The organism is Oryzibacillus soli (assembly GCF_051594765.1).
In the GTDB taxonomy this organism is placed as follows: domain Bacteria; phylum Bacillota; class Bacilli; order Paenibacillales; family NBRC-103111; genus Paenibacillus_AR.
Window position 1 is genome coordinate 31,590 of sequence record NZ_JBPPGJ010000015.1, and the last position, 11,060, is coordinate 42,649.

The following is an 11,060-nucleotide window of genomic DNA, read 5'->3' on the forward strand; positions in this document are numbered from 1 at the left end:
GGTCCTTCGGTAACGGGAAAGTCCCGGCGGCGCCTACACTCCTGCCGATGCAGAATTTCGATGCCGCAGCTACAAGGGGGTAAATGCATCCGATCTCCGAAGGGGGTTTCAGCCGGGCCCCCTCTCTCTAGGCGGTATCCAGTAGCACTCGTGTCCTTGATCCTTGCTTGAATATGGTTCCTAATTATAGGCGTGAAGAAATGGATTGCAATTGCTGTTCTCAAAAAAATCCGGATCCGGATACGTATAAGGCGAGGCAGGAGCAGGAGTCTTCTCCACCTTGGAGGCCTCCAGCTTCATAATGTCGTTCCCTCTGTACAAGGTATGGCTCAGGGTACCGGTCACCTTGATCCAAGTGTCCTTCTTCAGCTCCTTGCCGCTTCCCGCTTCCACCAGCAGCCCGTAAGGCGCCGAATCCGCCGAGCAGCATTGGACCGCGAACCGGGCCACGACCAGCTGGTTCTCCTCCATATCCTCCTCCCGGTATACGAACCCGCTGATCTCCACCTTCTTGCCCAGGAACCGGTTCATGTAGAAATCCATGGCCGTCAAGGTTTCCATGAAGCCCTTGTCGGATATCGTGATCCGCTCCTTCTGGTACAGCTTCTTCCCCAGCTTGGCCAGATCCTCCGAGAACGTGTCGTATGGAAAAAGCTGGTCGACCGAATCCCCGGCCGCCGCAGGAGGTGAAGCCACGGATCCTGGGGCGGGTGAGGCCGCCGGGGCGGATGGAACGGGAACAGACGGCGCCGGGGCCGGGCGCTGAGCTTGGGATTGGGCTTGTGGGGCTGGGTTCATGGACAGGCTCATTCCTTTTTTCTCCGCCAGGGTGCTGTTAAGGGCCGTATCGGGAAGAGCTAGTCCCAGCAACAGCGGAATGGCGAATAAGCCGTACAGGAAGAGGCTCCCCCAACCGCTCTTGGAGACCGGGGTGCAGGCGCCGCAGGCGCAATCCTCCCCGTCACGGCTGCTCCACAGCGTCAGGAAGGCCACGTACAGCTGAAGCACCGCCAACCCGTAGAAGCCGATAGCTGCCAGCTTCACATACAGCTCCATTCGGGGGGCAATGTAGTAAACCAAGGTACCTTCCCGGACCAGGTGCAGGATGTAATAGGCGAAGAAGGCCAATAGGCCGGTTCTGGCAAAATAATGGACAGCCAAACGTCGATGGGTCATCGTCATCCCCCTCCTTATCCTAAGCCGGCCGCCAAGGCGGAGCCGAACCATACCAAAACGACGATCAGTGCCATGAGCCCCACCACGAAACGGAAGCGGAAGGAAGAGAACAGCATCAGCGTCGACTTCAGATCCAGCATCGGCCCCATGACCATAAATGCCAACAGCGGTCCTTGTCCGAAGGTACCGTAGAAGGAGGCGGCAACGAAAGCGTCGGAGGTGGAGCATAACGACAGCACATAGGCCAGTCCCATCATGAACGGGTACGCGGTCCAGGAATGCTGGCCCAGCTCGAGAAGCGCTGCACGGGAAACGAAGGTCTGGATGGCGGAAGCAATCGTGATGCCGAACAGCAGATACTTGCCCATCTCGAAAAATTCACCCAGCATATGCTCCAGCCACCCGATCCAGCCTCGGGGATTGCCTGCGCTTTCCTGCTGGTCGGAGAAGGAATCCGTACGGTGCTTGAGTGGCTGCCTATGGCAGAACAGATGCACCGCCAAACCGGCCGCCAGCGCCACGGCCAGGGCCAGTCCCATCCTCGGGTATAGATATCCCGGCCTCCCCCGGAACGCATAGGAGGTGGCCAGGAACACCACCGGATTCAGCACCGGCGCAGCCAGAAGATAGGTCACTCCCATGGAGGGAGGCATACCCTTGCGGATCAGCCTCCGCACTACCGGAATCATGCCGCATTCGCATACGGGAAGAAGAATGCCGGCGGATGCCGCAGCCAGAAGCCCCAGCAGCGGACTGCGGGGCAGAAGCTTCCTGAGCCGCTCCTCGGTCACGGCGATCTGCAGCACCGAGGATACGAACACACCCAGGAGCAGGAAGGGAACGGCCTCCAGCAGGATGCCGATGAACATGGTTTTGAAGGATGCCAGCTCTGACAAGGTCATGAAAGCTCCTTCCACCTCGCCAAAACCGTCTCCGGATCCAGCTCCAGCCCGATCAGGACCAGGAACGGAGCTCCCGCATACTCCGATGCCGCCCATTGGACGCGCCCCCCGGCGTAATGCAGAGACACCCTATCATCCGGCTGGTGAGACTGAAGCTGGAGATACCCCTTCGCACGCAGCAGGCGTGGCTTCCAAGATGCAAGATAAGCTTCAACAGTCCGCCGGTCCAGCGGCTTGCCCCCCGGCAGCTCCAGGGTAACCAGCCGGGAATAGGACTTGGCCTCGGCTGCTGGGCTGGCCGTGGCCGTCGCCGCCGACGCTTCCCCCTGCCGGACGATCCGGAAGCGCGGACCTCCACTGATAACCGATCCATCGCGCCTATCAAGCGGCTTCCAGGCGGACAGGAGCGTATGGAAGGGAAAGTCGCAGTTCGTGGTGAGATGCAGCTCGGACCGTCCGTTCAGCTTCCGCACGGTATCCGTCACCTTGCGCAGCTTGGCTTCCTTCACCAGATCCGTCTTGTTGACCAGAACAATATCCGCCAGCTCGACCTGGCTTCGAAGTGTGCGCACCAGCGCACGGTCGGACGAGAAGATGCTGTTGTACTCCAAGACATGCTCGGCGTCCAGTACGGTTATGACCGTTTCCAGACGGACCCGCTCCTTCAGCTTCGGCTCCGTCAGACACTCCGCAATTTCCGCGGGATCGGCCACTCCTGTCAGCTCCATCAGGATGACATCGGGAGAGCCGGCCATCAACCGGAGCATGCAGTCTGCGACATCCTCCTTCCGGTCACAGCAGATGCAGCCGTCGAAGAGCTTCTCTAGCGCCAGACCCGGCATCTTCTCCTGAAGGGTCAACCCATCTACATCCCGCCTACCCAGCTCATTCATCAGCACCCCCGCCTGCAGTCCTCGGGCAGAGGCTTCAGCCAGCAGCTTCAGCAGCAGGGTGGTCTTGCCGCTGCCCAAGAAGCCCGTCAGGATCACTACTGGTATTTTGCCCATGAAACCGGCCTCCTTCCTCATATCCACCATCATACAATTAGTAATCATTACGATCAATAGGACCAAAAAAAGAAATAAACGACAAAATAAAGGGTTGACTCTCTCGTTTGTTATGGGGTAGAGTATGGATCATCCGATCTTAATAGTAATTATTACGATTAAGTCGATACCATCATTCCCAGGGTTCGTACACCTTGGCAAGGAGGACATGTTGCATGAATGGACGTATTCGTAATCTGGGACTGCTAGCCGCCGCCTTCATAATGATCACCGCCGGCTGCAGCCGCAATGCCGCTTCTCCGGCGGAGGGCGTTGGAGACCGGCGTCTGCAGGTAGTCGCCACCTTTTATCCCATGGCGGAATTTGCCCGTCAAGTCGCCGGGGACCGGGCAGAGATCATCACATTGCTGCCGCCGGGAACCGAACCCCATGATTGGGAGCCCAACACCAAGCAGATGAAGCGGGTCCGGAACGCGGATCTTTTCGTTTATAACGGAGCCGGCTTCGAGCATTGGGCGACGAAGGCGCTTAAGAGCATGAAGAAGGATGCATCGAAGGTCGTGGAAGCCGCCGTCGGACTTGAGCTGATGGAGGGCTTGCCGGAGGAGGAAGAGGAACATGGGAAGGAGCACAAGCGCGGTAAGAAGGACGCACAGGAGCCGGATACGAGTTGGGATCCCCATGTTTGGCTGGATCCGGTGTTGGCTCAGCAGCAGGTCCGGTCCATCCAATCCGCCTTGGAGCGGATCGACCCCGGACACGCGGAGATCTACCGCGCCAACGGCGATACCTATGTCGGCAAGCTGCAGGAGCTTGACGCCTCCTATCGGCGGGAGCTTGGCCAGACCCGCCGCAAGGATTTTATCACCCAGCATGCAGCCTTCGGTTACTTGGCCAAGAGGTACGGGCTGACCCAGGTGCCCATCGCCGGCCTCTCGCCTCTTCAGGAGCCGCTGCCCGCCCGGATGAGCGAGATCATCCGGTTCGCCAAGGAGCATGAGGTCCGGACCATCTTTTTCGAGACGCTGGTGGCCCCTAACGTTGCGGCGGCTGTTGCCCGGGAGGTAGGAGCCAACACCTCCGTCCTGAATCCGCTCGAGGGACTCACGGAGGAGGAACAGAAGCAGAATCTGGACTACATTGGCATTATGCAGATGAATCTGAAGGCATTGGTGAAAGCATTGAACGAATAAAGAGACACAGACGCATAACCGGCTTCCATATGGAAGCCGGTCCATGCGTTTCACAGTCACCGGGCGGAAAAATACTTAGGCAGGTACCGTCCCGCCGCACCCAAGAGCTCTGCGTCCGACAAGCTGGTGGTTCGGCCGTCCTTGTACTGCTCCGCCACCCATTCGGTCATCCGCTTGATGCCCTCGTGGCGCTTATCGACCCGGGCCTCCCCCTCCAGCTTCAGTTGGCGGTTCACCCAGAAGGCCACGCCGGCGGCGCCCGCCTTATCCGTCACATGTACGCCCAACGGACGGTTCAGCAGCTTGCCGGTATCGAAGATATTGTAGATCTCTTCATTCTTGACCACGCCGTCCGCATGAATGCCCGCAGAGGTCACATTGAACTGCCTGCCCACGAAGGGCGTCATCGGCGGCACCTCGTAGCCCAGCTCCCGCTCGAAAAATTCCGCCATCTCCGTAATGACCGTCGTGTCAATGGAGGTATCCCCAGTAAAGCCCATGTACTCGATCAGGAGCGCCTCGATAGGCGTATTGCCGGTCCGCTCGCCGAAGCCGAGCAGCGTGCCGTTGATGCCGCCCACTCCGTACAGCCAGGCTGTCCCCGCATTGGTCAGCACCTTATAGAAGTCGTTATGGCCATGCCATTCCAGGAGGTCGCCGGTAATCCCCGTCTCCATCCGGAGAGCGTGAACCAGCTTCGGCACACTTCTTGGCAGCGCCGCTCCCGGGTAGGACACCCCGAGCCCCATCGTGTCGCAGAGGCGCACCTTCACCGGTATGCCGCTTTCCTTGGACAGCTCCGTCAGTCGTTTCACGAAGGGGATCACCATGCCGGGGATATCGGCGCGGGTCACATCCTCCAAGTGGCAGCGGGGACGGATGCCGGCGGCCAAGGCCGCTTCGACGATGTCCAGGTACTGCCTCATGGCCTGCTCCCGGGTCATGCCGAGCTTTTGGAAGATATGGTAGTCCGAGATGGAGGTCAGAATGCCCGTTTCCTTCACGCCCATCTCCTTCACCAGGGCAAAGTCCTGCTTCACCGCCCGGATCCATGCGGTCACCTCCGGGAAACGGTAGCCCTTCTCCATACACCGGTAAGCCGCCTCCCGGTCCTTGGGACTGTAGAGGAAAAATTCCGATTGGCGAATGACGCCGTTCGGACCGGACAACCGGTGAAGTAAATCGAACAGCGCGCTGATCTGATCCACGGTATAAGGCGGGCGGGCCTGCTGCCCGTCTCGGAAGGTGGTGTCCGTAATGAAGATGTCATCCGGCAGGGCCGTCGGGACATCCCCACCGTCGAATACGATACGCGGAGGCGCCGTGTAAGGAAACTGATCCCGGAACAATTCGGGTTGAGCGGTCATCTGGCATCATCGCCCTTCTAGAAGTTCTTCATGACATTCTATGTCTCTCAAAACGATTAGTATAATGAATTATATGTATAATTATGATCAAATTTCATTATCGACATGTCGATTAATGTCGTTAAGTTTTTCCTGTACCGGGTGAACCTTTTCTCCCTTCGCTGCGTCTATATAGGAGGGGTGGAGAGCATGAATTCCAATGTGAATACGAATACAGGTGCCTACAACTTCGAGTACCTGAAATATATAACCGAAACAACCGATACCCGGGCAATCCTCCGGGATCTGATGGCCGCCTATGGGGACCACGTCTGGAACTACGCCTACAGCCTATGCCGCAATTCGGACCAGGCCGACGACATTACGCAAGACGTCTTCCTGAAGGTGTACCGCAAGCTCGGCACCTTCCGCGGGGAATCCTCCGTCAAGACCTGGATTCTGACCATTACCCGCAATACGGCTTATGATATGAAGCGAAGCTCGTTTTGGAATCGGGTGAAGTCTCTGGATTTCTTCCAGCCTGTCAGCACCCAGCCTTCCGCGGAGCATGAGGCCATCGAGAATATGGCCGTCAACGATCTGTGGAAGCAAGTGATGAATCTTCCGGTCAAGTACCGGGAGGTGGTCATCCTGTATGCCCATTATCAATTGTCCATGAAGGAGATGGGCCGCATCTTGAACCTGTCCGAGGGGACGGTCAAGTCCCGGCTGTTCCACGCCCGCGCCAGGCTTGTGAAGATGAAGGAGCGTGACTCCCTTGACGCATCCGAATGATCCCGACTGGAGAAAAGATCTCTCCCCGCCGCCTCTAGCGGGGAGAGGCTTCGACGAGAATCTGCGCCGCCGGATCGAGGAGCAGCTGGACCGCAAGGAGGCCCGGCGCCGGAAGCGGCTGTGGCTCTGGCCGGCGGCCGTCTGCGGTTGCGCCGTGCTGATGGGCGCCGGACTCTGGCAGACCGGTGCGCTGCCCTGGACGCCTTCCGGCGGCCAAGCGGCAGCCGCCGCCGACTCGTCGGCGCTGCTGGCCGCAGGCGACCCGGAAGCGCTGACGGTTCCGGCCGGCCCCGAAGTGGCCGCCGTCGCCCTGCGCTCCGGCGTGCTCATCGGCCTCCGCGAGGACGCGGCCGGCGGCACGGCGGAGAACAGCGCCCGCGACGCAGCCGCCAGCCGCTACCGCACGCTGATGGTCGCTCCGGTGGACGGGCGCGTCCAGGTGGCGGCGGAGGGCAGCGGCATTCTCGTGCCATACGGCCAGAAGTTCTGGAAGATCGATTCGGTCGTCCAAGCGACCGATACCGATCTGATCCAGGTGCTGGCCGCCCATCCGGCCGAGAAGGCCGCCGACCCACTGCCGCCGGTTGCGGACAATCCCAAGGAGCGGGTGGTGCACGCCGAGAAACTGGTCTTCGCCGGCAACCAGTACCTCTCCGTGGCCGAACAGGATCAGGTCAGTACGAGCCGCAGCAACACGATTACCGGCCGCACCTGGGTGCGGAAGCTGAGCCAGATGCCGGGGGCGGGCTCGAACGGCACCAGCGCCGCCTCAGGCTCCAATGCGATGCCGGTCCCCAGCGGCTCCGGCCCGAGCCCTTCTTCCTCCGTCGCGAACAACGCCGCTTCCCGGTACGTTTCCATCCTGGACATTTATGGCGAAGGGGCGGCCTCGACCTTGAAGGAGCTCCTCGGCACCTTCATCGTGCAGGACCGGAAGCTCCAAGCCGCCACGGCGAACAAGCCCTTGGAAGACGCTCCTGCCATCAAGATGAGCGACGCCTCCTTCATGAACTGGACCATCACCCGCAAGCCGGGCCGCTGGACCGCGCAGGTGGCGGCGCCATCAACCGCCTCGGATGGCGGCATGCCCGGATACCGTCTGGCCGATTATCCGACGGCCCTGCCCGAGACGGTGACCGCCCACGACCAGGTGTGCTGCACCTGGGGTCAGGTCCGGAGCCTGCAGCCGGATGCCAAAGATCTGCTGTCCTCCCCGCTGGAGGATATCATGGTGGTCATCACGGACAAGGAAATGTCCGTCTACTATGCGGGCAGCCCGAGCTCCGGCGCCAGCACCAAGCCGCTTCTGCGGGTCCCGCTCAAGCCGGGCGAGAAGCTGGTGTCCGCCCAATGGGCCACCGGTAGCTACGTCCCCGCCTGGGTGGAGAAGACCCGCAAGCTCCTGGAGCCCCAGCCTGCCGCCGAAGCTGCGGTTGGCTATTGATGCGCAAAAAGGCCCCGATCGATGAGATCGAGGGCCTTTTTGGTCTCTAATAATCTGATTAAAATACAAGTGTTGTCATCACGGCGGTAAAAAAGAAACCTTGAAAGGCAAGAAGACAATCAAGGTCCTCTTCTTAAAAACTCACAACCCTCTAAAAGAAAGACATAAACAATTATCGGTCGTACACTTCACTTTGTAGGAATTCCCATTTCTGATGTAAATCAATTTCCCATTACACCTGAGGCATTTTCTCGAAGTATCACCAGTTTTATCCAATTCTTCAGTGGCTTTATTTACATTTTCAAGTTCAGCATCTTCAAACTCTTGGCTACCAATCTTAATATCCATACAAAATACTCCTCATAAAATTATAGTTTTTGATAGGTACCCCTGCTTCTTGAGCTCGAGAAATAGCATCTTGGATTAGGTGATACCGATCAATTTCTGAAAGATTTGGTGTATTCTTAGCCGCCATATAACTAGCCCTGAATTCGTCATTCCAAGAACCTGGGTCTAATCTCGTGCCTCGATATGCAGCATGACCATATTCTTCATGAGCAAGAACTGCTCGCACACTCATTTGTGAACGAGGATGGGCAACATTCTCAAGTGGAAATACATCTCCTCGTACCTGAATAATATTTTTGCTATCCACATAGCTTGTTCCCGATCCTTGATTGAATCGTAACTTGTTTATGTCACCACCAATTTCTGAGAATTCTTGTTTTACAAAGTCAATATCATGTTGATTAAGTTCATTATATGCAGATAGTCTTTGACCTCCGGATTGTCTCGGCCCCTTAGTTCCTCCAAATAACTGCTGGTTTAACTTTGATGTATACCTGCTGGTGGCAGCCTTCTCTACGCCTTCTATTGCTGATTTCTCTGCCACGGTTGTTAATTGTGTGGCTGCCTTAGCTTCCCCTCCCCCTGTAAACAGCGATGCAATTTCAAAAGTTGCACCACCCGCAAATCGAGAACGGCTCTCCAAGTCTCCGTTTATTACATCGTAATAGATGGCATCGCCAATATTCTGACCGATCGCATTGGTTGTGTCTATTGGATGCAGAATCGCATGAACCATTGCTTGATTTTTTTCAAACTGCCCTACAGGATTGGTCAGCCATAGGTACGATTGTACTAGAGGGCTTTGTTCAAATAGAGCTTTAGCTGTCCCCCATGCGGCCTTGGCCGCACCAATTGTAAAATACTTGGCAATGTTACCCGCATCACCAAGGGAAAAAGTGCTCTCTTCCCTACTCAACCCAAACGGGTCAACGAAGCTGATCGGATTCCCGTTCACATAGGCATAGCGGTTCAGGGTTTGCCCTTCGGCTACACTGCCTGCCACTACATCCCGGTTCATAAAACGTTTGATCTCCGGGTTGTAGTATCGGGCTCGCATGTAGTACAGGCCATTCGGGTCGGTCATGACCCCGTCCCGTCCATTGTACAAGAATGGATTCGCCGTGTCTCCCTCTCGGCTCAGGACTTCGCCATATACGCCGTAGGTGTAGCGGTCGGTTATGGCTCCTGTTTCATTGGTAAGAGCCACCGTACTGCAGCGGCGGTCATAGTGATAGACCGAATACCGGCCGCTTGCATCCTCCCGACCGATGAGACCCAGACCATAGAGGTAGGCGGCTTGTGCCTTGCCATCTTCGTCTGTTTCCATGAGCAGCTGGCTGAAGTATGCTTCCGGGTCCGTCACATAGTAGGTGGTTCCCGCATCAGTCGTCATGGAGATCCGGTGGTTCTCCGCATCATACTTATAGCGGGTATCGCCTGCCTGGATCAGGCGATTCCGTACATCGTAGAGGTGCTGCTGCAGCTTCCCGTCCAGCGGGCCGGCCGTCAGATTGCCATCTGCGTCGTAGGTGACCGGTTGTCCGTTCACCGTCGCCAGCCGATTGTCCTTGGTGTAGGTCATGATGTAGTCGCTGCCGATGCTCGTCAGGTTCCCCGCTGCGTCGTAGGCATAGGACATGCCGTTAGCTTCGGTCAAGCGGTTATTGGCGTCATAGCTGTAGCTGCTGCTCTTCTCTTGGGTGACATTCCCGGCTTCGTCGTAGCTGTACCCGTCCTCGACCAGAACGGTACCGTCGGCTGCCACATCCTGGATCAGGAGCAACTGTCCGGCCGCATCATACGTCCTCGTTTCAACGGAGCCGTCTGGACGGGTCGTGGTGTGCAATCGACCATTCGTGTCGTAGGTGTAACGGGTTGTGCGTCCGGCCCAATCCGTGACGCCGGTCATCCGGTTGGCTGCGTCATAGGTGTACTGAACACTTCTCCCGTCCGGATACGTCAGCTTGGTCCGGTTGCCTGCTGCATCATAGGTATAGGAGACTGTGTTGCCTCTTGCATCGGTGTACGACACCACCCGGTTCAAAGCATCATAGGTACGAGTGATGGTTTGCCCGTTTTCCCCGATGGAAGTGGGGTTGCCGTTAGCGTCATATTCGAAACGGATGGTCCCCTCAGCATCGGCCCTTGCGGTCAAATGTCCTCCGTCGTCATAGGTACTCTTGGAGGTCTGGCCCCGTGCATTGGTTCGCTGGGTCATCAGCCCCCGCGGATCGTAACCGTACCTCAGAGTTCCGCCTGCGGCATTGCTCTCCGTCAGTACCCGCCCAGCTTGGTCGTAAGTGTAGGCCAGTTCATCTCCGTTCGGATTGGTGACATGAGCCACTAATCCAGCCGCATCGAAGGTCTGACGGCTGACTCCCGCCAGCGGGTCGGTCACGGTCACGAGACGGCCTAAGCGGTCATACTGACGGGTAGTGGTGCGGCCCAGCGGATCCGTAATGCCGGTCACACGATTCAACTCGTTGTAGGCCATGCGACTCGTCCGATGGAGCGCATCGGTTTCCGTCAACTTGTTGTGCATCGGGTCGTAGGTCGCCTGAAGGATGACGTTCCCTTCGGTATCGATGGTTTGCAGCAGGTTGCCCGCCGCATCGTAGACGCTGCTCAACTTGACGCCAGTCGCATCTGTCGGTTCAATGAGACGACCCAGCGCATCATACCGGTACGTTGTGGTATGGCCCAGCGCATCGGTTTGTGCGGTCTGTCTTCCTTCCGCATCATAGGCATAGGTCGTGATGCCGCCTAAGGCATCGGTTCTGGTGAGCAGCTGTCCGTTCTTGTTATACGAATACAACGTGACGTTGCCCTTGGCATCGGTACTCTTCAGG

Annotated in this window: 9 protein-coding genes; 3 read left to right on the forward strand and 6 right to left on the reverse strand. The window is 57.6% G+C overall.

Annotated features, from left to right (window positions below):
* Positions 1–180 precede the first annotated feature (180 nt).
* From ACSEXW_RS19675 to ACSEXW_RS19685, 3 genes are read right to left on the reverse strand one after another with little or no spacing between them, the layout of a single operon-like run.
* Entirely contained in the window at positions 181–1,176 is a 996-nt protein-coding gene (locus ACSEXW_RS19675; RefSeq protein ID WP_438447882.1) for a TIGR03943 family putative permease subunit, read from the reverse strand.
* A 14-nt stretch (positions 1,177–1,190) separates the two neighbouring features.
* Positions 1,191–2,078, reverse strand: a complete 888-nt coding sequence (locus ACSEXW_RS19680) for a permease (protein ID WP_438447883.1) — start codon at positions 2,076–2,078, stop codon at positions 1,191–1,193.
* Positions 2,075–3,085, reverse strand: a complete 1,011-nt coding sequence (locus ACSEXW_RS19685; protein WP_438447884.1) for a CobW family GTP-binding protein — start codon at positions 3,083–3,085, stop codon at positions 2,075–2,077. The genes ACSEXW_RS19680 and ACSEXW_RS19685 overlap by 4 nt, the downstream gene beginning before the upstream one ends.
* A 215-nt stretch (positions 3,086–3,300) precedes the next feature.
* On the opposite strand from ACSEXW_RS19685, the gene ACSEXW_RS19690 reads away from it, so the two are divergent.
* A complete protein-coding gene (locus tag ACSEXW_RS19690) occupies positions 3,301–4,278 on the forward strand; it encodes a metal ABC transporter solute-binding protein, Zn/Mn family (protein ID WP_438447885.1) in 978 nt (325 codons plus the stop codon).
* A gap of 56 nt (positions 4,279–4,334) precedes the next feature.
* Here ACSEXW_RS19690 and ACSEXW_RS19695 read toward each other — a convergent pair whose 3' ends face one another.
* Positions 4,335–5,645, reverse strand: a complete 1,311-nt coding sequence (locus ACSEXW_RS19695) for a hydroxymethylglutaryl-CoA lyase-like TIM-barrel protein (RefSeq protein ID WP_438447886.1) — start codon at positions 5,643–5,645, stop codon at positions 4,335–4,337.
* Between the two features lie 189 nt (positions 5,646–5,834).
* Between ACSEXW_RS19695 and ACSEXW_RS19700 the strand changes: the two genes are divergently transcribed.
* Complete coding sequence (locus ACSEXW_RS19700; protein WP_438447887.1) at positions 5,835–6,419, forward strand: RNA polymerase sigma factor; 585 nt, start codon at positions 5,835–5,837, stop codon at positions 6,417–6,419.
* Positions 6,403–7,863, forward strand: a complete 1,461-nt coding sequence (locus tag ACSEXW_RS19705) for a hypothetical protein (protein WP_438447888.1) — start codon at positions 6,403–6,405, stop codon at positions 7,861–7,863. The genes ACSEXW_RS19700 and ACSEXW_RS19705 overlap by 17 nt, the downstream gene beginning before the upstream one ends.
* 141 nt (positions 7,864–8,004) lie before the next feature.
* On the opposite strand, the gene ACSEXW_RS19710 is transcribed toward ACSEXW_RS19705, so the two are convergent.
* Entirely contained in the window at positions 8,005–8,211 is a 207-nt protein-coding gene (locus ACSEXW_RS19710) for a hypothetical protein (RefSeq protein ID WP_438447889.1), read from the reverse strand.
* Positions 8,201–11,026, reverse strand: a complete 2,826-nt coding sequence (locus ACSEXW_RS19715) for an RHS repeat-associated core domain-containing protein (RefSeq protein WP_438447890.1) — start codon at positions 11,024–11,026, stop codon at positions 8,201–8,203. Before ACSEXW_RS19715 ends, ACSEXW_RS19710 begins: the two co-directional genes overlap by 11 nt.
* Positions 11,027–11,060 lie beyond the last annotated feature (34 nt).